This window comes from Bacillus cereus group sp. BfR-BA-01349, assembly GCF_022663795.1.
Taxonomy (GTDB): domain Bacteria; phylum Bacillota; class Bacilli; order Bacillales; family Bacillaceae_G; genus Bacillus_A; species Bacillus_A cereus.
In genome coordinates this window covers 58665-80967 of sequence record NZ_JAKUGE010000003.1, presented here as the reverse complement: position 1 = coordinate 80967, position 22303 = coordinate 58665, and the positions used below count along the sequence as shown (strand labels likewise).

The following is a 22303-nucleotide window of genomic DNA, read 5'->3' as shown; positions in this document are numbered from 1 at the left end:
TTATTCCCCCGTTTTCTTACGTACAAACAATCTATATTCTATCGGATTATGAAAACTTAATTTACTAGCTAGTTTTTGCGAAGGAATATTGTCTACATAACAATCCCAGCACGGTGTAATATCATTTTGCATGCAATGCTCAACGAACCGTGTCGCAACAGCTTGAGCTAATCCTTTCCCTTGATGGGCTTCATGTGTTGCGATATCTATTTCAGCATAACCATTCCCGCTAAATATTGAGACACATTCAGCTACAATTATCCCATCTTGTTCTATACAAAATCCAAAACCACTATTCAAAAACGTTTCTTTTGATCCCCAATATTCTTTGTAGTACTCCTCTTTAAATTCACTGCTTCGCTCTATATCTCTTCTATCAATACGCTTCACTTCATATGTATTTTTGTTACAATCTCGTTTTCTCTCCTCAAAGGTTACTCTTTGAAATTTCATTCGCGGGATGTTCCGAAGTGTATTACTAAAACGCTCTTCTAACATCATTTCCCACTCTTCACTTGAAGTAAAGAGTGTAAATCTCTTCTCTGTTTTCTCAATAGCTGTTTTTAAATACGAAAATAACTCTTCGTTATAATTTTGATCATCAGTATCACCAAATAAATAATAGATACCGTTAGCTGTAATAATTAATCCTGCTGTTAACTTTTCGTTTACAAAAACTTCACCATCTATCATTTGCTCACATACCGCATAAGCAAACGTTGTCGTTCTTATATTACTTTCTAAAATCGGAAGGATTTTTCTATACTTGGCTACAGATAATTTCTTCATAATTGCTCCACTATAATCGTATCAGCCTCTATATGTTCAAAACAAAGATTTACCGTTCTCTTTAATGCTCTCGTTCTATGAATCGTACATGCTGGAATTAAAATAGAATCATTTGGCTTTAAAACCGCCGTTTCTCCATCTTCAAAATCGATAAGCAATTCTCCCTCTAGCACAATGAATAATTCATCCGAATTAGAATGATAATGCCAATCATATTCGCCAGTAAATACAGCGATTCGTAAGCAATGATTATTTACATTTGAAACGACGAAATTTTTATGTTGATCTTTAATATCCTTTGTTAATTCTATTAAGTTCACAGTTTCCATCTTTCGTCCCATCCTTTCATTAGTCGTTCTTCTAAAAAACTAACTTAATCTCCTCCGCCATCACTTGAGCTACTACAGTCATTGCTACTGTAGTCACCGAATCCACTTGATGAGCTTGCATAATAAGACGAATTTCTTTTCTTTTTTTGTACTTTTTTTCCACCATTCTTATTATTTGATAGTAATGTTCCAAAAACTAAAACATGTACCGAAATAGCTACCATAAGAAAAATAATAAGTACAAATACATGTAAAGATAAAATTGAAATTTGTAACTTAATTAAGTTAATGAAAATAATACTCATTACAATAAAATACATAACATTCGCCGCATCTATTAAACCACTTTCAAATTTCGACCTAGGTCTCTTTTTCGTAACTACTAACTCATGTTTACTCCTTATTACTCCTCTTTGTTTTTTACGCTTCCTCCGCTTACTTTTTCTTCCCAATTCAATCCCCCTTCCCTTAAATTTATATAATTCTAAATTATCACAATTACCACTTGTTAACAGTAATAAAAAACAATTTTTTACCTTATAAAAAAGACCCTCCTCATAAAGGAAGGTCTCAAATGTATTTCTATTATGATAAAGCAGGAGCTTTTTCAAGAAGCTCTTTCGCATCAGCGTATTGTAAGCCGTGCGCTTCTGCAACTGCTTCGAATGTTACATAGCCATCTAATGTGTTAATACCTTTTAGTAATGCAGTGTTGCCTAAGCAAGCATCTTTGTAACCTTTGTTCGCAATTTGTACTGCATATGGTACTGTTACGTTTGTTAATACAAGAGTTGACGTACGTGGAACTGCACCTGGCATATTAGCAACTGCATAATGAACAACGCCATGTTTTTCGTAAGTTGAGTTATCATGAGTTGTAATACGATCAGTTGTTTCGAAAATACCACCTTGGTCAATCGCGATATCTACAACGACAGAACCTGGTTCCATTGATTGAATCATTTCTTCAGTTACAAGTTTCGGCGCTTTTGCACCTGGAATTAATACTGCACCAATAACAAGGTCAGATTCTTTAACAGCTTCTGCAATGTTATATGGATTAGACATTAATGTTTTTACTTGGTTACCGAAAATATCATCTAATTGACGAAGACGTTCTGCACTTAAGTCAATGATTGTTACATCTGCACCTAAACCTACTGCAATCTTAGCTGCGTTTGTACCAGCTTGACCACCGCCGATGATTGTTACTTTGCCGCGTTTTACCCCTGGAACGCCCGCAAGTAAAATACCTTTACCACCTTTGTTTTTCTCAAGGAATTGTGCACCAATTTGTGCAGCCATACGACCAGCTACTTCACTCATAGGTGCAAGTAATGGTAAAGAACGATTGTCTAATTGTACTGTTTCATATGCGATTGATGCAACTTTGTTATCGATTAATGCTTTCGTTAATTCTGGTTCTGGAGCTAAGTGTAAGTATGTGAATAAAATTAAACCTTCACGGAAATAGCCGTATTCACTTGCTACTGGCTCTTTTACCTTCATAACCATATCTTGATTCCATGCTTCTTCAGCAGTTTCTACAAGTTTCGCACCAGCTTGTACGTATTCTTCATCCGTAAAGCCAGATCCTAAACCTGCTCCTTTTTGAACAAAAACTTCATGACCATTTTGTACTAAATGTACTGCTCCCGCTGGCGTCATTGCCACACGGTTTTCATTGTTTTTAATTTCTGTTGGAATACCGATACGCATGATTAGTTCCCCCTTGAGTTATGAAATGACCCCTGAATCATTTTTTAAAGCGCTTTCTACGCTCTTATATTTTAACATAATATCTCAATATTTGACAAAAAAATAACACGAGTTTTCCGATAGATTTAATTTTATATTAAAGGACAGTATTATCCGCACCTCTCAGCACAATGGATAAACTGTCCAATTATTCGAAACTTCATCTTATTTTATTCTATCGATGTCTATGAATAACATCCACTGCACCAGTCACTTCAATAATTGTACCGGTAATCATATCGGAATCGTCCTCACATAAAAACGAAATGGTTCTTGCAATATCTTCACCTGTTCCAGATCTACCAATCGGTGTGTTATGCTCTTTCAGCTGACGTGCTTCTTGAATAGTTGCCTCTTTCATCTCGCCTATAATATCACCAGGACATACCATGTTCGCAGTAATACCGTACTCCGCTTCTTCATAAGCAACTGTTTTCGTTAATGAAACAAGTCCTACTTTCGCTGCGGCAAAAGCTGAACGATAAATCCATCCCGGTGCACTATCCGCCCCTTGAAATCCGTAATTAATAATACGGCCAAAGTTCTGTTTTCTCATGACCGGAACGACAAGTTTTAATAAATGAAATACCGCTGTTAAATTTCCCTGAATCATTTCATTCCATTCATCTTCTTCATAATCAACTAACTTTTTTCGTTCAAATACATATGGACCAGCATTATTAATTAAAAAGTCAATTTTGCCAAAACGGCTCATCGCTTCTTCTACTATTTTATGTAAATCTTCCTTTTTCGTGACATCCGCTTGCACGAATTGTAGACGCTCTTCCACATCTTTATATGTTTCTTTCATCGTTTCCATAGCCGTGATATCGCTATGGTACGTTACTGTTACTGAATAGCCTTTAGCCAATAATTTTTCTGTTACTTGCTTTCCTAAACCTTTCGTACCGGCTGTAATGAGCGCATGTCTCACAAAACTGCCCCCTTTTAAATTGCTATACTTCATATGTAACAAGTTCTCGCTCCAATTACAACTAAAATGAATTGAAACAGAGTTTTCAAAATTATGTAACGTTTCTGGCAAGCACGTTACCAAAATTTGTTTTATAATTAAGTTGTAAACAGTTATAAAACAGATTGGGAGGAATTTACTATGAATAATACATATACAAATATTTTAATCGCGGTGGATGGTTCTAAAGAAGCAGAAAAAGCCTTTAAAAAAGCAATTCAAGTCGCAAAGCGCAACAATGCAACATTAACAATTGCTCATATCGTTGATGTAAAAGCATACTCAGCAGTAGAAGCTTATAGCCGTGCAATTGCGGAACGTGCAAATCTATTTGCAGAAGACTTATTAGAAGACTACAAAAAAACTGCGCTTGAAGCTGGTCTTGAAAAAATTGAAACTGTATTAGAATTCGGTAATCCTAAATCAAAAATTTCAAAAGAAATTGCTCCAAACCATAAAGTAGATTTAATTATGTGTGGCGCGACTGGTTTAAATGCTGTTGAGCGTTTCCTAATTGGTAGCGTCTCTGAACATATTATTCGCTATGCGAAATGCGATGTCCTTGTTGTTCGTGGTGATGAAGAGCAAGGTGAGCTTTAATTTATAGATAAAACACCAAGTCCACATAGGCTTGGTGTTTTTCATTTTATAAACTTCACTATAAACACAAGACATGCTACGACAACAACGGTAATTGCCAACACATAAGGCGGAAGAAACTTCAAAGACCATAACGCCATCATGATTGTCGCGATCGTTAAGTACGTTTGCTTTGCATCTGCTGTCATTTTTTTACGAAGTAAGAAGACGTACAAATAGCCAATTGGCGGCGTAATGAAGCAAAGAACATATATGATTTTTGATTTTAAATACCATTTTTGTTCTCCAAGTTTCTTTATATCCCCTTCTATTCTCTTATGCTCTTGTTCTCTCGCTTCTTCTACAAGCGGGTCTTCCTCTTCTCCTCGCTTTTCTTTCATATAAGGAAGAAAGTGCATAAAAAAATAGTATGCGAATACGAACGCTCCAAATCCAATATTTAATCTTTCTAATGGAATATGTTCACTAAAAAAAGCAGCAGTAAGCACTAAAGACAAACAGTACGTCATCATCCAAAATGAACGTTTTCTCTTTTTTTGTTCCATTTCTTTTTTATCTTGTACATATTTTCTTTTCGAAAACCATATTGAAATACAGCAGTCTACTACAAATAGAATAAAGATAAATATCCCGACGTGTACTGTTTCTACATCCTCAAATGAAAACATATTTGGGAATGCAACGTGTAATACAATTAGCGTGTACAAAATTAACCCTATAAAATAAATACGTCTCATTTTTCATCCCTTTCTTATTTCCTAACATTACGTTAACATACATTTTTTAGAAATAGACGGACAAAATATATATGTGTAAAAAAGGAGGATGCAACATGGATGATTCTGAACGTATTATTTTAGATGTGAATGGGAAAGAACTCGAAATGCTAGATACGATTCGTACTCATTTTAAAGAGAAACATGGCGTTGAACTAAGTAACGGTGCATTACTTAGAGATTTGATGGATATTGAGTATATTCGAATTACGGAAGATCGACATAAGTATGATTAAAAGAAAAACGACTGCAGGCGAATGCCATCAGTCGTTTTCTTTCTTTATTTAAGCTCTTGATGCTTCCCGCCCATACCACCTTGCTCATTGCTATCTTGGTGTACAGTTAGTTTATTTGTTTTCGTATCTTTTAAAACTCTATATGTATATGATTCATTTGGTTCATCTTTAAACTGCACATTCATTCCATACGAATCCATTTTGCTATAAAAGGCCGGTTTTATATATAAAATATCACTTTCTTTATATCCTTTATCTTGCAAATGCCACATCGTTGCGATAATCGCTTCTTCTCGCTTTTCTTTTTCACCAACATACATATATTTGTCCAAAAGAAACACTTTAGCATTTGCAATTAAACTAATTACCAGTACAATGATAAACACTATTTTTTTCATAGACTTCCCCTAAATTGTTATTTTTTACTATATTGTAACTTAAATATTATTAAAAAACAAAGTACGCCAGACTTTACTAGACTGGCGTACTTCCCAACTCAATTCTTAATAAATTCTTTCGTTAACCCCTTCGCCTTCTCCAAAGCGTTTTTGATTTGTTCAAACCCTGTCCCACCAGCACTATTACGACGCTTTACAGCCGCATATGGTGAAAGAACTTCATACAAATCTTCTTCAAATAAAGAGCTCATTTCTTGATATGTTTCAAGCGGGACATCTAATAAATAAATTCCTTTTTGTGTGCAATGTAGCACTAACTTCCCAACAATTTCATGAGCTTGACGGAATGGTAGTCCTTTGTTTGCTAAATAGTCGGCAATTTCTGTTGCGTTGGAGAAATCTTGCGTCACAGCTTGCCCCATTTTTTCTTTGTTTACAGTCATCGTTTCAAGCATGCCCCCCATAATATGAAGGCATCCTTCTACTGTTTTTACTGTATCAAACATTCCTTCTTTATCTTCTTGCAAGTCTTTATTGTAAGCGAGCGGTAATCCTTTCATTACTGTAAGTAAACTGAATAAATTACCGTATACTCTGCCTGTTTTACCACGGATTAGTTCCGCCATATCCGGGTTTTTCTTTTGCGGCATAATGCTGCTTCCAGTTGCGTATTGATCGCTCATTTCAATAAATTGAAACTCTTGGCTACTCCATAAAATAAGTTCTTCACAAAAGCGCGATAAGTGCATCATAAGCATAGATGAGTTACTTAGGAACTCCAGTATGAAATCACGATCGCTTACTGCATCTAAACTATTTTCATATATTCCATTAAATCCAAGAAGCTCCGCACTATATTCTCGGTCAATCGGGAATGTCGTCCCAGCTAGCGCTCCTGCTCCTAATGGGGAGATATTAATACGCTTTAACGAATCTTCATAACGATTTACATCACGCTCTAACATCCAAAAGTAAGCGAGAATATGATGAGCAAATGAAATCGGCTGGGCACGTTGCAAATGCGTATAGCCAGGCATAATCGTTTCAATATTATTTTCTGCTTGATGAACAAGAACAGTTTGCAATTGCTTTGTAGCTTTTATAATATGTTCTACCTTTTCTTTTAAATACAAATGCATATCCGTTGCCACTTGATCGTTACGGCTTCGGCCTGTATGAAGTTTCCCTCCTACTTCGCCAATTTGTTCAATTAACATCTTTTCGATATTTAAATGAATATCTTCTGCTTCTACTGAAAATTGTAGCTTATTCTCTTTTGCTTCTTTCAATAAATATTGAAGACCTACCTTTATTTTCTCTGCTTCTTCTTTCGTCACGATGCTCTGCTTTGCTAGCATCGTGACGTGTGCAATACTCCCGTTTATATCTTGATTTACTAATTGTTGATCGAAGGAGATGGATGCTCCAAATTCTTCAACCCATGCTTCCGCTTCTTCTGTAAAACGTCCGCCCCAAAGTTTGCTCACGCTTCCACCTTCTTTTGATTCACTTGGCTGTATACTTTCGTCGGTAAACCAAATAATGAAATGAATCCAACTGCTGCATCATGATTAAATTCGTCCTGGGCAGTATATGTTGCTAATTTTTCATCGTATAAAGAGTACTCAGATTTACGTCCTTCTACAATCGCATGACCTTTAAATAATTTCACACGCACTGTACCTGTTACATTCTTTTGCGTTTCTTGTAAAAATGCATGAAGCGCTTGTTTTAAAGGCGAGAACCATAAACCGTTATAAATAAGTTCTGTTATTTTCTGTTCAATCACTGGTTTAAAATGTGCTACTTCTTTTACGTGTGTTAAATCTTCCAACTCTTTATGCGCAGTGATTAACGTCATTGCTGCTGGGCATTCGTATACTTCACGAGATTTAATACCGACAAGACGATTTTCTACGTGATCAATACGTCCAACGCCGTGTTTTCCAGCGAGCGCATTTAACGTTTTAATTAATTCTGCAAGTGAATATGCAGTGCCATTTAAAGTAGTCGGTACGCCTGCTTCAAATCCGATTTCTACAAACTCTGGTTTATTCGGTGTATCTTCTAACGCCAATGTCATCTCATATGCATCTTCTGGCGGCGCTGCCCATGGATCTTCTAAAATTCCACATTCGTTGCTGCGTCCCCATAAGTTTTGATCGATTGAAAACGGGCTATCTAAATTAATCGGAATTGGTACATCGTTTTCTTTTGCATATGCAATTTCTTCTTCACGTGACCATTTCCATTCACGTACAGGCGCAATCACTTCTAAGTAAGGATTTAATGCTTGGATAGAAACTTCAAAACGAACTTGGTCATTTCCTTTTCCTGTACATCCGTGTGCAACTGCAGTTGCACCTTCTTGTTCTGCGATTTCTACTAATTTCTTTGCAATAAGCGGACGAGATAATGCAGAGACAAGAGGGTATTTCCCTTCGTATAAAGTGTGTGCTTGCATCGCCATCAATGCATATTCATTCGCGAATTCTTCTTGAACATCAATCATATATGATTTAATTGCACCTACTGAAAGTGCCTTTTCTTTTACAAACCCTAAGTCTTTACCTTCCCCTAAATCTAAACAAAGCGCGATAATATCATATTTTTTCTCTTGTAACCATTTAATTGCAACGGAAGTATCAAGACCTCCAGAATATGCTAATACAACTTTTTTCTTCTCCATTTTGCATCCCCCCAAAGAATAAATATTCATTTTCTTTTATAATAATTCAAACTTTACCACCTTTCACAAAATGTATCAAGAGTCATTTTCAAATTTTTTCAAACAATTTCGTCGAACTTCTTTCTGTTTTTCTGTACAATATAAGCAGGAAAACGGGGGTGAACTTATGGAAAAGTATTTCTTATACGATGAACATCTAGGAATTGAAATTCCGCATTTACAAGAAGACTGGGAAGAAATCCCCGAAAAAATGCAACATGCTATTTTACTAAAATGGGAACAAGTTCGCGGGAAAATTCCTGATCGTATAAAAGAACTTGAGCACTATATTAATACAAAACAACATTATTTAAATAACGAAGAAGACTTCGAAGTTTCTTGTAAACTAAATTCAGAAATTGCCGATCTTGCTTCCATCATTAATGACCTTTGGCTTTGGTATCGACTCACTCAAAATGTATCTGAGGGGAAAGCACACCAATGAAAAAAGCATGCCCCTCAATTACTTTGGGTCATGCTTTTTTTGTCGTAACATGATTTACAATATATCTCTTGTGCCGTTTTTGCCAAACACACATCAAAAGGGCCAACTAATATACTTCTTTCTTTCGGCAACTTTACAAAAGCAACAAGCTCTTCTTCATATTGAATTTTTTTCTGACATGAAATACATATTAATTCTTTTCTTTTGAACATTCCTTTTAGCATACCTTCACTCTCCCCTTCATCTATCTATATTAATATACTCTCATAATAGTTAAGACTTGTAAAAAAATGACACATTCCGAATCGAATGATTCATATACTATGTACAAAAGGAGGTCTACAGCTTATGCGTGCTTTCGTTATTATCGCTTTAACTTTTTTAAGTGTGATTAGTTGGGATGCGTTTTTTAAAGATAAAAGTGATGAAAAGAATACAACGGAATAAAACCCTTTTTTTCTTACTTATTGGACAAACCGTTACAAACTGTCCAATCCTCCGAAATAACTTAGGCTTTTCTACAAAAATATTTAAACATAACATTTTTTGTAGATTCCCTCCGTTTATTGTCGGTTTCCATCCGCATACATTTTTTAAAAGTATGATATAATAGTATAAATCTTGAAGGAAGGGATTTTGATATCATGATCGCTCGAAGGAGCATGTGGCATCGTATTGACGAATCATACACGTAGCGTATTTTTCAGCTCAGATACTTTAGTCTAGCGAAAAAAATACGAGAGTGGGGAAATTATGATTGCCCGAAGGATAATTTGGCAAAAAAAAGACTCTTCTTACACATAGCGTTTTGTTTAGGACTTAATTGTTACTAACTAAACAAAACAAAGACGAGCAGGATTGCTAAATGACGAATCCTACTCCACGTTTTGTTTAGTCGTTTTAAGACTTAAACTAAAACGAAGGTAGGGAGAATTGATGGACGAGAGGATTATTCGTTATTTCTTCAGCGACATATAGCGTAGTTAGTTTTTTCGTAAACTAACTGAAAGCTACATGTGAGCTCGTAGTTAGTTTACAACACAAAAAGGACTACTAACTACGGAAAGAAGGAATAACGATGAGGAACATCCAAAGTCGGCAAATTATTAAAGAAATTTTTATGGTTTTAATCGGTTCATTTATTTTAGCAGCAGCGCTATATCACATTCACTTCCAAAACCACTTAACAGAAGGTGGCTTTGTAGGAATTGCACTATTCATTCAAAACTTTTATGATATTTCACCATCTATTTCAACTGTATTAATGGATATCCCAATTATTTTACTGTGCGCTTCATTTTTAGGTAGAAAAATGGTTGGTTATTCATTCCTAGGTTCAATTTCATTCGGAGTATTTTATTCCTTTATGGAAAATTATTCTCCATTTACGGTAGATTTATCAAATAACTTATTTATAGCTGCAGTAGTTGGCGGTGCGTTAGCTGGTATTGGACTCGGTTTTATATTGCGATTTGGCGGTGCAACCGGTGGAGACGATATTTTAACAATTGTATTAAGTAAACGAACTCGTTTTACAATTGGGCAAATTTTCTTCGTCTTTGACGCGATTGTTCTTGCGCTTTCATTATATTATTTAAATTGGACAGAAATTGCTTTTACTATTCTTTCGATTGCCGTACAGGCAAAAACATTGGATTTAATTTATTATCCAAAAACAGAAAAAACAGCAGAAAAACAGCCAGTATCTGTTCCAATGTCCAAAAAACATGCAACAAATTAAAAAAGCGAAAGGCTTCGGCCTCTCGCTTTTTTTATGCTCTTTTTTCTTTCTCGACTATATGGCGCACTTGATAAAATCTATTTGCAAATTCAGTAACGTTTCTTGTTAAACGATAATTCACTGTAGATCCAATTGCCATTCCAATTACCGGTATACCTTGGAATAATTTACGACGAAGAGCATAAATCGAAAATGTCTTCAAAATTTGTTTTAACACAACCTCAGTAGAAGCTGTTTGTAGCACTGCTTCGTCTCCTTCGTAAAAGAACGAATCTTCCTGCTCCAGCTCTTGCAATAAATTGTACCATGCATATTGCTGAAGTCTTCCTGGTAGTAATGACGCATGAAACACCTTTAACGCAAGCATCATTTCGTACGGCTTGTTCACATCATGTCCAAATGATGTTGCAATAAGTTGGACTGCCTTCACATTTAACGCGATCATAACCGGAAAATCCGCCGTTAATAATAATAAACCTCCAGCACCTGTTGCCCCGCCTTGTACAAATGAATATAGACGATGACGTGCTGTTTGCTGCTCTGCTATGTATGTTAATTGATCAATAGATAATGCTTTCAAATCTTCAAGCTGTTCAATCGATTCATCAAATAATCTTGATGTTCCTAAAATCCGATTACGTGCATCTAACTGTGCTTGTGAACTTTGAATAAATGCATGCAAATGAAAGAGCCATCCATCTGCTTTCGTGAAGAATTCTTTTCGCTTTTTCTCAGGTAATTTCGCAACTGTAGTATGTAACCATTTATCAAACACTTTTTGAAAATCGGTCGCTTCTTGCTCAACTAATTGCGCTTCCCATTCTTTTATATTGTCTAAAATGGCTTGTTCTCGCTTCGATCGCATCGTAACAACCACCTCGTTCGATTTTTTTCTATTGTAACATATTTCTGCTTATTCTTTGCAAATATGCTTGTCTATCTTTATTCACATACCATTTTTGAATGGCATAAAATATTAACAAAAAGGATGAGATAAATCACATGAATCTATCCGATATAAAAAAAGAATATAATGCGGTATTCAGCTTAGGACAAAACTGCTGGCCTGCTTGGGCATTATATCAATTAGAATTATCACCATTTTTTGGCGTTATTGATTTTATGCTAAGCCCCTCATTAGAAAAAGTGAATGTATTATTACAAAATCGATTTGACCGCTTTTTAAATTTCGAAAATTTATCCTTCATCTCATTTTGGGATGATGATGCAAAATTAAGATTAAGGGACAACCTTTATGAAATTGACTCCTGTCATGACTTTAAAACAGATGTAAACACACCAACTTCTTGGCCTTCTTATACAGAAATTAAGTTAAACTATGAACATCGTATTAATCGTTTTCTAGCTACAATTGAAACGGCAGAATCCATATTATTTATTCGAACTGGAGGAACATATGAAGAAGCATGTTCCCTAGAACAAATTTTATCTCAAATCGTTACACATACATTCTCTGTCCTGTTACTAATTCCTGCCGATATACCAACTATCACCCAAGAAGATTGGGGATTACAACGTGTTTGCGTTATGAAATGTCCTATTATGGATGTATACCAATACAATGAAGCATTTTGGAAAAACTTATTTGATGGAATTATGATTAGACCATATTCTTAAATACATGACACCTTTACTACAAAACACATTATAATCTTCCTTATACAAAAAAAATAAGGAGTGATTGTATATGTATCCACGTGCAAAGGCTTTTGGCATTGCTATACATCACGGGCGTCTTCTCGTACAAGAATATCATTCAGCCGATGAAACATTTTACCGACCTCTTGGTGGTTCAATTGAACTTGGTGAACAATCAGCACATACCGTTATTCGTGAATTTAGGGAAGAGCTTCATACAGAAGTGGAAATCACCAATTATTTAGGTTGTTTAGAAAATGTCTTTCATCTAGATGGAGACATTGGTCATGAAATCATTCAACTATATTCTTTGCGTTTATTAGACACGTCACTATATGAAATGAAAATATTAAATATACAAGATGAGGAAACAGTAGCGTATGCGAAATGGATTCCTATTACGGCATTCATTCAGAAAGAAAAAATATTATATCCGGATGGAGTTTTAAAATACATCCAAAAGAAAAAAGACGAAATCCTATAGGATCTCGTCTTTCTTTTCATATATTAACCAATATCTCCAAGACGTAGTACATCACGAGCAATCATAACTTCTTCGTCAGTTGGAATTACGATAATTTTTACTGGAGAGTGTGGGAAGCTGATGAATGCTTCTTCACCGAATACGTTATTACGTTTTGCATCAAAGTATACGCCCATGTACTCAAGGCCTTCTAATACGCGCTCACGAATAATCGCACTGTTTTCACCTACACCAGCTGTGAAGATGATTGCGTCTACACCTTTCATACGAGCAGTGTAAGAACCGATGTATTTGTGGATACGGCTTACGAATACATCAAGTGCTACTTTCGCACGGTGGTCGCCTTCTTCTTCTTTCGCAATGATGTCACGTAGGTCACTAGAGTAACCAGTAAGACCTAACATACCACTCTTCTTGTTTAATACGTTAACTACTTCTTCTACTGTTTGGCCTGTTTTTTCCATGATGTATGGAATTAACGCAGGGTCAAGGTTACCAGAACGTGTACCCATTGTTACACCAGCAAGTGGAGTGAAGCCCATAGAAGTATCGATAGATTTACCGCCTTCTACTGCTGCGATACTTGCACCGTTACCTAAGTGACAAGAAAGTAAGCTTAAGCTTTCAATTGGACGACCTAATAATTCAGCCGCACGCTCAGTTACATATTTATGAGAAGTTCCGTGGAAACCGTATTTACGGATGCCGAATTTTTCATAGTACTCATATGGTAGGCTGTATAGGAATGCAGATTCCGGCATTGTTTGGTGGAATGCTGTATCGAATACTGCTACTGCTGGTACGTTTGGTAATACTTCTTGGAATGCTTTAATACCAACAACGTTTGCTGGGTTATGAAGTGGTGCTAAATCGCTTAATTCTTCGATATCAGCTAATACTTCATCAGTAATTAAAACAGAGTCAGCAAATTTTTCGCCGCCGTGAACAACACGGTGACCGATACCGCCAATCTCATCTAGAGATTTAACGATTCCGTTTTCAGTTAATTTTTTTAGAAGCATATTAACTGCTACTGCGTGATCTGGAATGTTTGTAATTTCTTTTTGTTTTTCGCCATCTACAGTAATAGTGAAGATACTATCTTCTAAACCGATACGTTCTACTAAACCTTTTGTTAATACTGTTTCACTTGGCATTTCAAATAATTGGAGTTTTAAGGAAGAGCTTCCTGCGTTAATCGCGATGATTTTTGACATCTAGTCTTTCGCCCCTTTTTCTCTTGGTAGTTGTGTGGATGTTTCCACAAACCGCTCGATTTTATCTGTTCAAATTCACTAAATATGAAAACGTTTCATCATTAGCAAATTTTATACTCACGATTTTAATTTAAACATCGTCCGACATATATTTCAAGTGAAAAAATTGTAACACCAAGAAAAAATATATATTACAGATTTCAAAAAATTCAGTTAAATCTTGTATATATTTAAAAATATGACATATTATATAAAACTGTACTACATGAATCACTAATGCTGTTACATATACCTAGCTTTATTTATGTGTTGCAAACCAAGTATTTAATTGATCCATAATGTCTTCCATCGCCTTCATGTTAGAGAATTTAGGCAACTCCACTAATAACGCCTGTTTTGGCATTGTTACATTAGCGCCTTTCTTTTGGAGAACAAATATACTTTTTGCATTTTTCTCGTTTTTAAACATGGAAACAGGAAGCTGTAATAACCCTTGAATAAAGCATGTTTCTTTAATAAATGCATGTAATTTTGGTGCCTGGTCACTTTCAAAAATGAAGTTTGGTACTAAGAAGAATAAGTACCCGCCCTCTTTCGTATGTTTCACACTTTGTTCAATAAATAAGTGATGGGCATATGACATTCCTTCATCTGCTTTTAATTTATATTCACTTGCACCGATTTCGTTTGGATAATAACCAACTGGCAAGTCTGAAACGACTGCATCAACTGGATCGATATAAAGTGGTGCTAGTCCATCTTGATGGAAGAATTCGATTGCATGCTTTTGTAAATTTGCATTTACTAAAGCAAGTTTAATTAGCACTTCATCCACTTCTACACCAAATCCACTCATTGTTAGTCCTTCTTTGGCGCTATTAAACACTGTAGTCATTAAGTTACCTGTTCCAATTGCAGGATCTAAAACTGTAATTTCATTTTGCCCTTGCATAAATTTATGGAATAAATAACTCATAAACATACCAACTGCATCAGGTGTCATTTCATGATTCGCTTGTACGCCTTCTTTCATTCCTTTTAAGATGGCTAACTGAAATGCTTTACGAATTTCTTCACCTTTATATGTTTCTTCATTAAACGTACTATATTCACGATTCAGCCTTTCAATTGCTGATTCGGATAATTCTTCTTGTAAAATCGCTCCCTCAAACAAGTTATCACCTGTCTCTACAAGCGCCTCTAAATATGTTACATCTAATTCTTTACGTAAAACTACCGCAGAAGAATCAAAAATAGAAAATAATGTTTCTACTGTCTGACTCACGTACATTCCTCCTTCTCTCTTTTACACATAACTTATATCATACCACAAAGTGTTTTTTTCCAAAAAGAAAAAGCGACCTCCTGTAAAGAGCTCCCTTTTAAGTTATATATGATATAACGTTTTTTCTCATATATCGATGCCGTTACAGAGCAATATATGAGAAAAAACGACCTCTTTATAAGAGGTCATTTCCTTCACATTACTTCGCAGATTTAGCTGCTTCTAATGCTGCTTCATAGTTTGGATGGCTTGTACCTTCGCTTACGTACTCTGCGTAAACTACTTTGTCGTTGCTATCTACTACGAATACTGCACGAGCAAGTAAACGAAGCTCTTTCATTACTAAGCCGTAAGCTTCACCGAATGAAAGGTCACGGTGGTCAGAAAGTGTTACAACATTTTCTAAACCGTTTGCTGCACACCAGCGTTTTTGAGCGAATGGTAAATCAGCGCTAATTGTTAATACTTTCGCGTTTTCAATACCTGCTGCATCTTGGTTAAAACGACGTGTTTGTGCATCACAAACACCTGTGTCGATTGAAGGTACAACACTAATTAATTTCACTTCGCCTTTGTATGTTTCTAAACTTACTGGAGATAAGTCATTTGCTAATACTTGGAAGTTTGGCGCTTGATCGCCAACTTTAACTTCTGTTCCAACTAAAGTCATTGGATTACCTTTAAAAGTTACGTTTGCCACTTGAAAATCCTCCCTTATTTAAACAAAATATGTACAATGTAAATGATAGTTTGTCCCTATCGATAATGCAAATAAAATCGCTTTATTTACAAAAAAATTAAAGAAGCTAACCTATTGATTAGCTTCTTTATTCGTTAAATTTGAAATTCAGGATCATCTTCTTTTCGTTTATCCATCATTTCTTTCACTTTATCAACAGCTTGTGGAGCTAATTCAATTATTTTATCGATGACGTGTGTTTGTTTATCTAAGTGCAATACTTTCACACCATCTCCATTTATAACAAGAAAGGCAACAGGATTAATAGAAACTCCTCCACCACTTCCCCCGCCAAATGGATGGCGGCCTGAATGTTCTACTTTACCAAATTCACTTCCACCAGCAGCAAATCCAAAACTTACTTTCGAAACAGTAAGAATTACACTTCCATCTGCCGCTTTAATTGGGTCACCAACAATGGTATTTACATCAGTCATTTGTTTTAAATGCTGCATTGCGGTTGTCATTAAACCTTGAATTGGATGGTCCATTCTATATCCCCCCTATGCTTGAACAGATTTTTCTGTCATACCAGATCTTTGCTTCCTCATAAATATGAGCAATTTCACCGCTGTTTTTATAGTGCGGAATATCCGAAAAGATGCTGTTAACTCACATCTTGACGCAAATCCTTTCCCTTGAAAAACAGGAGTAATTTCAAATTCTGGTACATCGACAATATGCATATATTGTCCGACAACTCCAGCAGCCATACCTTTTGTCCCCCATGCATATCCAGTGACAATTCCAGTACTAGCTGCGTCGCCTGCTCCAATTTGTGTATGCCATTTCCAACCATTGATTTTCACTCGTTTGAGAAAATCTTTAACAATAGTATGAACTTCTTGAAGCTTTTTTATCAGTTCACCAATGCTGTCAAGTTGCGCCATAATTTTATTATCGAGTCCGCCGTCCTCTTCAGCTTTTTCGATTTTCTGTCCTGTCTTTTTCTGCTGTTTTTCAATTCTTTCCAACACATCAAATGTATATCGAATCATCCATATTTTCACTTGAAGCAAACATTGCTTTTCCATTTCTGAATATAAAAATGTCACTTTAAGCTTTATTTTCGACAATAGTATAAACAAAATAAAAAGAAGAAGAATTATTATTCCAATTACGAACCACTTCATACGTATCATCCTTTCACTCCGTACCCATTATCGACAACTTTATTCATCATTAAACAGGGTTCTATAAGATTGAATATAAAAATTTTTCTAAAAATAAAAAGGTGTTTTGACAATTTATATCGAAATATATTATTTGAACATATCATCAGGGAACGGACTCTAATGATATGTAGCACGAAAAACAGAAAATTTAACTGCAGTGGAGGGATACATAATGGCAGATCGTCGCAATTTATTTTTCTTTTATGGTGATGACAAAGCAACGCTCGTTGAAAAAATGAAACCAATCTATCGTATTTTAGAAGAGAATGGATTTACCATATTAGATCATCCAAAAAATGCAAACGCTATCGTCAGTGTTGGAGATGATGCAACCTTCTTACAAGCCGTTCGTAAAACTGGTTTTAGAGAAGATTGTTTATACGCAGGGATTTCTACGAAAGATGAAATTTCTTTCTACTGCGATTTCCATATTGATCACGTTGATACAGCCCTTCAAGAAATTACAAAAAATGAAATTGAAGTGCGTAAATATCCAACAATTCAGGTAGATGTAGATGGCAGTACATCTTTCCATTGTTTAAATGAGTTCTCATTACGTTCTAGCATTATTAAAACATTCGTTGTAGATGTTCACGTTGATGATTTATATTTCGAAACTTTTAGAGGGGACGGTTTAGTAGTTTCTACCCCAACAGGAAGTACTGCTTACAATAAATCATTGCATGGTGCAGTTGTTGACCCGCTTATCCCATGTTTCCAAGTAAGCGAACTAGCATCTTTAAACAACAACACTTACCGTACGCTCGGTTCACCTTTCATTTTAAATCACGAACGTACATTAACTTTAAAACTAAGACCAGACGGTAACGATTATCCTGTTATCGGCATGGATAACGAAGCGCTTAGTATTAAACAAGTGGAAAAAGCTGTTGTACGCTTAAGCGATAAACAAATTAAAACAGTTAAATTAAAAAACAACTCTTTCTGGGAAAAAGTACAGAGAACGTTTTTATAGGATTAAAATAACCGCAGAATTATGGAATTCCATAATTCTGCGGTTATTTATTTACCCCGATTGGCGCGGACAATAATCTCTTACTATCCGGCCGTTATTCTTGTCAGTTTTTGTCGGTAAGTTGATATATTCCGATAATCGCTCATATATTTTTACGCATCTTTTCTATAGACAACTTGGCCATCTATTACGGTCATTTCTGCTTGTACTTCTTTTATTTCTTCTGCCTCAATTTCAAACATATTGCGGTCTAATATTGTAAAGTCTGCTTCATATCCTTTTGTAATTTGCCCTCGCTTCGCTTCTTTTCCAATTGCATAGGCACTTCCTGTTGTAAATAAAGAAACAGCCTCATATACCGTTAATCTTTCCTCAGGCATATAGCATACACCGTCAATAAAACTTCTACGTGTAACAGCGCTATATATGCCTAAAAACGGATTCACTTGTTCAATAGGAGCATCTGAACCACCGTTGCAGTGTAATCCTGCTTCCAGTAACGTCTTCCAAGCGTACGCATAACGAAGACGGCGCTCTCCTAGTTTTTCAATGACTGACGGAAAATCTGATGAAAGAAAGACTGGCTGTATATCTATAATGACTTGCAAGTTTTTCATTCTTTCAATTAACTCCTCACGAGCAAGCTGACAATGAATAATGCGGTCACGTAACCCTTTTGCTGGTGGATATAATTCGAGTGCATCAATGACATATTCAAGCGATAAATCACCGATAGTATGAATCGCAACTAGCATATGTAAATCTCGTGCTTTCTTCACTAATTCTGCAAGTTCTTCACGTGAGAAAATCGCAACCCCATTCGTTTCCTTAGCATCTTCATACGGTTCACTTAATAATGCTGTTCTTCCGCCAAAAGAACCGTCAGAAAAAATTTTCATTGCCCCAAATTCAATATAATGTTCATTTTCATATTCTTTTCGTTCATGTGCTACTTCATGGTGAACGAGCAAATGGGCTTTAAATGGCATTTCTTTTATCACATGAGAAAACGCATTATGCGTTTTTCTAAAACCACCATAATAATTTAAATCTTCCGTATGCCCGCCAACAAGTCCGTATTTCCAGCAATCTTTAATCGCTGTTTGCAGAGCTCTTTGTAAATAAGCTTCATCAATTTCTGGCTGAACATGTTTAATTAATTCTTGCCCTTGTTCATATAAAAGTCCTGTTAACTTATTTGATGAATCCCTGCCAATTTTCCCGCCTTTTGGATCTTCTGTCGCTTCTGTTATATTCACTTCTTGCAGTATGTATGAATTCACCCATGTAACGTGACGACAAACTCTCTTTAATAAAATAGGATGGTCTTTCGAAATTTCATCTAAATCACGCGCGTGAACATCTTTCGTATCTGTAAAGTTATTTTCATTCCATCCTTCTCCAATAATCCAAGAGCCCTTTGGAGCTTCTTCCACTCGCTTCTGAACAAGAGCCAGTACTTCGCTATAAGATGTACAATTTGATAAATCTAGACGGAGTAATCTCTCTCCATGCCCAATAAGATGCATATGGCTATCAACGAGACCTGGGATCATTGTTTTTCCTTTTAGGTCATGTAACTTTACGTTTGAATATCTGCTTTCTAATTCTCCCTTATTACCAGCATCAACAATTATGCCGTTTTCAACGTAAACAGCGTCCACTTGTTCATTTTCTTCTCTCATTGTGTAAATGGTGCCGCCATACCAAATTTCTCCCATATATCCCATCTCCTTTATTTTTTATTGTATAAAAAAAAGCACCATTTCAAAACATGGTGCTTTTCTAAAAATTACTTTTGTTCAGTAGTAGACGTTGTAACTTGCCATTCAATATTAAATTTATCTTTTACTTGTCCGTATGCTGGGCTCCAGAATGTTTCTTGAAGTGGCATGATAACTTCTCCACCTTCTTGTAACTTATCGAATACTTCTTTTGCTTTTTCTGCATTACTAATTTGAATTGCGATTGTTACTTGAGATCCGATTGCATGTCCTTGACCTGGGAATGTATCAGAAATCATAAGATCCGTATTACCAACTTTTAAAGTAGCGTGTAAAACGCGCTCTTTCGCTTCAGCTGGAATCGGGTATTCTGGATTTTCAGGCATGTCACCAAAAGTTTGCATGACTTCTACTTTTGCATCTAAAGCCTCTTTATAAAACTGTACAGCTTCTTGCCCACTACCATCTAAAACTAAGTACGGATTAATCCCTAAAATCATACGGACACCTCTTTTTTAAGTTTATAAAATCGAACTTGTGTTCGTTTTTTATATTATCATTGTTTTGCATTTCATTCAACTATTTACTTCACTGTTTTCAAAATTATTTTGACGGAATCTCCATCTCTTGTTTTCTAAGTTCAATACGGCGAATTTTTCCAGAAATCGTTTTTGGTAGTTCATCTACAAATTCAATTTTGCGAGTGTATTTATATGGTGCAGTGAGTTCTTTGACGTGTTGTTGGAGTGTTGGAATTAATGTTTCTTCGTTCTTTTCTATATTCTCTCTTAATACGATAAATGCCTTCACGACACTTCCACGAATTTCATCAGGACTTGCGACAACTGCACATTCTCTTACGTAAGGATGTTTTACAAGTGCATCCTCTACTTCAAACGGCCCGATTGTATAACCAGAGCTAATAATGATATCATCACCGCGCCCTTCAAACCAGAAGTAGCCGTCTTCATCTTTCTTCGCTTTATCACCTGTAATATAATAATCACCGCGGAATTGCATCGCTGTACGTTCATCGTCTTTGTAATATTGTTTAAAGAGGGCCGGCGTTTCAATGTGAACTGCAATATCACCAACTTCGCCTACTTTAACTGGAGTACCTTCCTCATTTATGATATCGACGTGGTTACCTGGCGTTGGTTTCCCCATTGAACCTGGTCTAATATCCATCCCTTTCATTACACCAACAAGTAATGTATTTTCCGTTTGCCCATAGCCGTCTCTCACTGTAATATGAAAGTGCTTTTGGAACGTTCCAATGACTTCTCTATTTAACGGCTCACCTGCTGATACAGCGCTATGTAATGCCTCTAAATTGTACTGGCTTAAATCTTCTACCTTTGCCATTAATCTATACTCAGTCGGTGTACAACAAAGTACATTCACCTTATTATCGTCTAATAAGTTCAGGTACGTTTTCGGTTCAAACTTACCGTGATATACAAACCCTGTTGCCCCTGATCCTAGCGTTGCTAAAAACGGGCTCCAAATCCACTTTTGCCAGCCTGGACTAGCTGTTGCCCATACAATATCATTCTCTTCAATTCCGAGCCAATTTGGAGCGCTCGTACGTAAATGAGCGTATGCCCACGCATGTGTATGAACGACACCTTTTGGATTTCCTGTCGTTCCTGACGTGTAAGATACAAAGACCATATCTTCTTTATCTGTCTTCGCCATTTCTAACCTGTCACTCTCTGTTTCTAACGCTGTTTTTAAATTAATCCATCCATCTACTGACTGCTCGCTCAGGACAAATTTCCGAAGAGATTCCATCGCTTCTATATCATCAAACTGCCTAATATACGGCTCATAGCTTACTATCGCTTTTACTTCTCCATGTCCAATTCGATATTCTATATCTTTTTTACGTAACATTTCCGAGCTTGGAATTACGACAAATCCTGCTTTAATAGCAGCAATATACGTCATGTACGCTTCAATTAAACGCGGCATCATAATAAGAAGCTTGTCCCCTTTTTGCAAACCACTTTTTATAAAAGCGTTTCCAATTTTATTCGCACCTTGCATTAATTCAGCGTATGTAACTTCCCTTCGATTCCCTTTATCATCTTGCCAAATTAAAGCTAATTTCCCTTTATCACCCGTATATTTCTCTATTTCAGAAACTAAATTATAAGACGGTGGCGCCAACAATTCTTCTCGCTTCATAAAATATCCTCCCTTTTCTTTATGCCTCCTTTATATAATAAAGAATTTTCTGTTAATTTTGAACCCTCTTCTTTTGACAAA

At 35.9% G+C, this 22303-nt stretch carries 26 protein-coding genes; 7 read left to right on the top strand and 19 right to left on the bottom strand.

Translation table 11 applies throughout. The features are described 5' to 3' along the window. The 5 genes from MR169_RS03140 to MR169_RS03120 form a co-directional block, all read right to left on the bottom strand. On the bottom strand, positions 1 to 789 hold the full coding sequence (locus tag MR169_RS03140) for a GNAT family N-acetyltransferase (RefSeq protein ID WP_086392259.1): 789 nt from the start codon (positions 787 to 789) through the stop codon (positions 1 to 3). Then, on the bottom strand, positions 786 to 1118 hold the full coding sequence (locus MR169_RS03135; RefSeq protein ID WP_016118713.1) for a cupin domain-containing protein: 333 nt from the start codon (positions 1116 to 1118) through the stop codon (positions 786 to 788). Before MR169_RS03135 ends, MR169_RS03140 begins: the two co-directional genes overlap by 4 nt. Positions 1119 to 1162: 44 nt before the next feature. Next, complete coding sequence (locus tag MR169_RS03130) at positions 1163 to 1570, bottom strand: hypothetical protein (RefSeq protein ID WP_242318884.1); 408 nt, start codon at positions 1568 to 1570, stop codon at positions 1163 to 1165. A gap of 133 nt (positions 1571 to 1703) precedes the next feature. Next, complete coding sequence (gene ald / locus MR169_RS03125) at positions 1704 to 2837, bottom strand: alanine dehydrogenase (protein WP_242318883.1); 1134 nt, start codon at positions 2835 to 2837, stop codon at positions 1704 to 1706. A gap of 214 nt (positions 2838 to 3051) precedes the next feature. Further along, positions 3052 to 3843, bottom strand: a complete 792-nt coding sequence (locus tag MR169_RS03120) for an SDR family oxidoreductase (RefSeq protein ID WP_193533641.1) — start codon at positions 3841 to 3843, stop codon at positions 3052 to 3054. A gap of 147 nt (positions 3844 to 3990) precedes the next feature. Here MR169_RS03120 and MR169_RS03115 point away from each other — a divergent pair, with 147 nt between their 5' ends. Continuing rightward, on the top strand, positions 3991 to 4449 hold the full coding sequence (locus MR169_RS03115) for a universal stress protein (RefSeq protein WP_001066673.1): 459 nt from the start codon (positions 3991 to 3993) through the stop codon (positions 4447 to 4449). 41 nt (positions 4450 to 4490) lie between these two features. Here MR169_RS03115 and MR169_RS03110 read toward each other — a convergent pair whose 3' ends face one another. Then, positions 4491 to 5186, bottom strand: a complete 696-nt coding sequence (locus MR169_RS03110) for a hypothetical protein (protein ID WP_016118715.1) — start codon at positions 5184 to 5186, stop codon at positions 4491 to 4493. A 95-nt stretch (positions 5187 to 5281) separates the two neighbouring features. Here MR169_RS03110 and MR169_RS03105 point away from each other — a divergent pair, with 95 nt between their 5' ends. Beyond that, entirely contained in the window at positions 5282 to 5461 is a 180-nt protein-coding gene (locus MR169_RS03105) for a hypothetical protein (RefSeq protein ID WP_000342765.1), read from the top strand. 44 nt (positions 5462 to 5505) lie between these two features. Here the strand turns inward: MR169_RS03105 and MR169_RS03100 are convergent, their stop codons facing one another. The 3 genes from MR169_RS03100 to MR169_RS03090 all read right to left on the bottom strand — a co-directional run bounded on the left by MR169_RS03100 (position 5506) and on the right by MR169_RS03090 (position 8548). Then, a complete protein-coding gene (locus tag MR169_RS03100) occupies positions 5506 to 5859 on the bottom strand; it encodes a DUF3139 domain-containing protein (RefSeq protein ID WP_000724675.1) in 354 nt (117 codons plus the stop codon). 98 nt (positions 5860 to 5957) lie between these two features. Further along, a complete protein-coding gene (gene argH / locus MR169_RS03095) occupies positions 5958 to 7346 on the bottom strand; it encodes an argininosuccinate lyase (RefSeq protein WP_000041290.1) in 1389 nt (462 codons plus the stop codon). After that, positions 7343 to 8548 carry an argininosuccinate synthase gene (locus tag MR169_RS03090; RefSeq protein ID WP_242318882.1) on the bottom strand — a complete coding sequence of 402 codons (1206 nt, stop codon included), beginning with the start codon at positions 8546 to 8548 and terminating at the stop codon, positions 7343 to 7345. Before MR169_RS03090 ends, argH begins: the two co-directional genes overlap by 4 nt. A gap of 166 nt (positions 8549 to 8714) precedes the next feature. Here MR169_RS03090 and MR169_RS03085 point away from each other — a divergent pair, with 166 nt between their 5' ends. Further along, a complete protein-coding gene (locus MR169_RS03085) occupies positions 8715 to 9032 on the top strand; it encodes a hypothetical protein (RefSeq protein ID WP_000417218.1) in 318 nt (105 codons plus the stop codon). A 14-nt stretch (positions 9033 to 9046) separates the two neighbouring features. On the opposite strand, the gene MR169_RS03080 is transcribed toward MR169_RS03085, so the two are convergent. Beyond that, positions 9047 to 9256, bottom strand: coding sequence for a hypothetical protein (locus MR169_RS03080; protein WP_000911986.1), 210 nt, complete (start codon positions 9254 to 9256; stop codon positions 9047 to 9049). A gap of 854 nt (positions 9257 to 10110) precedes the next feature. Here MR169_RS03080 and MR169_RS03075 point away from each other — a divergent pair. Next, entirely contained in the window at positions 10111 to 10773 is a 663-nt protein-coding gene (locus MR169_RS03075) for a YitT family protein (protein WP_001244515.1), read from the top strand. 31 nt (positions 10774 to 10804) lie between these two features. Here the strand turns inward: MR169_RS03075 and MR169_RS03070 are convergent, their stop codons facing one another. Beyond that, on the bottom strand, positions 10805 to 11638 hold the full coding sequence (locus MR169_RS03070) for an EcsC family protein (protein WP_001256853.1): 834 nt from the start codon (positions 11636 to 11638) through the stop codon (positions 10805 to 10807). A 137-nt stretch (positions 11639 to 11775) separates the two neighbouring features. Between MR169_RS03070 and MR169_RS03065 the strand changes: the two genes are divergently transcribed. Further along, complete coding sequence (locus MR169_RS03065; protein ID WP_016118718.1) at positions 11776 to 12411, top strand: DUF1796 family putative cysteine peptidase; 636 nt, start codon at positions 11776 to 11778, stop codon at positions 12409 to 12411. 70 nt (positions 12412 to 12481) lie between these two features. Next, positions 12482 to 12916: an NUDIX hydrolase gene (locus tag MR169_RS03060; RefSeq protein ID WP_000283468.1), complete on the top strand. Its 435-nt coding sequence runs from the start codon at positions 12482 to 12484 to the stop codon at positions 12914 to 12916. A gap of 23 nt (positions 12917 to 12939) precedes the next feature. On the opposite strand, the gene ackA is transcribed toward MR169_RS03060, so the two are convergent. The 5 genes from ackA to MR169_RS03035 form a co-directional block, all read right to left on the bottom strand. Continuing rightward, positions 12940 to 14133, bottom strand: a complete 1194-nt coding sequence (gene ackA, locus MR169_RS03055) for an acetate kinase (RefSeq protein WP_242318881.1) — start codon at positions 14131 to 14133, stop codon at positions 12940 to 12942. Between the two features lie 298 nt (positions 14134 to 14431). Beyond that, complete coding sequence (locus MR169_RS03050) at positions 14432 to 15418, bottom strand: class I SAM-dependent methyltransferase (protein ID WP_000084367.1); 987 nt, start codon at positions 15416 to 15418, stop codon at positions 14432 to 14434. A gap of 199 nt (positions 15419 to 15617) precedes the next feature. Continuing rightward, positions 15618 to 16118 carry a thiol peroxidase gene (gene tpx, locus MR169_RS03045; RefSeq protein ID WP_000024525.1) on the bottom strand — a complete coding sequence of 167 codons (501 nt, stop codon included), beginning with the start codon at positions 16116 to 16118 and terminating at the stop codon, positions 15618 to 15620. Positions 16119 to 16252: 134 nt separating this feature from the next. Next, a complete protein-coding gene (gene ytfJ / locus MR169_RS03040; RefSeq protein ID WP_000350003.1) occupies positions 16253 to 16648 on the bottom strand; it encodes a GerW family sporulation protein in 396 nt (131 codons plus the stop codon). A 12-nt stretch (positions 16649 to 16660) separates the two neighbouring features. After that, positions 16661 to 17299, bottom strand: a complete 639-nt coding sequence (locus MR169_RS03035; protein ID WP_002098024.1) for a DUF2953 domain-containing protein — start codon at positions 17297 to 17299, stop codon at positions 16661 to 16663. Between the two features lie 205 nt (positions 17300 to 17504). On the opposite strand from MR169_RS03035, the gene MR169_RS03030 reads away from it, so the two are divergent. Beyond that, a complete protein-coding gene (locus MR169_RS03030; RefSeq protein ID WP_000785177.1) occupies positions 17505 to 18308 on the top strand; it encodes an NAD kinase in 804 nt (267 codons plus the stop codon). Positions 18309 to 18460: 152 nt separating this feature from the next. Here the strand turns inward: MR169_RS03030 and MR169_RS03025 are convergent, their stop codons facing one another. From MR169_RS03025 to mbcS, 3 genes are all read right to left on the bottom strand, one after another. Further along, positions 18461 to 20029, bottom strand: a complete 1569-nt coding sequence (locus MR169_RS03025; protein WP_242318880.1) for an amidohydrolase — start codon at positions 20027 to 20029, stop codon at positions 18461 to 18463. Positions 20030 to 20100: 71 nt separating this feature from the next. Beyond that, positions 20101 to 20532 (bottom strand): VOC family protein, encoded by a 432-nt coding sequence (locus MR169_RS03020; protein ID WP_000600350.1) that lies wholly within the window; start codon positions 20530 to 20532, stop codon positions 20101 to 20103. A gap of 103 nt (positions 20533 to 20635) precedes the next feature. Continuing rightward, positions 20636 to 22222, bottom strand: a complete 1587-nt coding sequence (gene mbcS, locus MR169_RS03015) for an acyl-CoA synthetase MbcS (protein WP_242318879.1) — start codon at positions 22220 to 22222, stop codon at positions 20636 to 20638. Between the last annotated feature and the right edge of the window lie 81 nt (positions 22223 to 22303).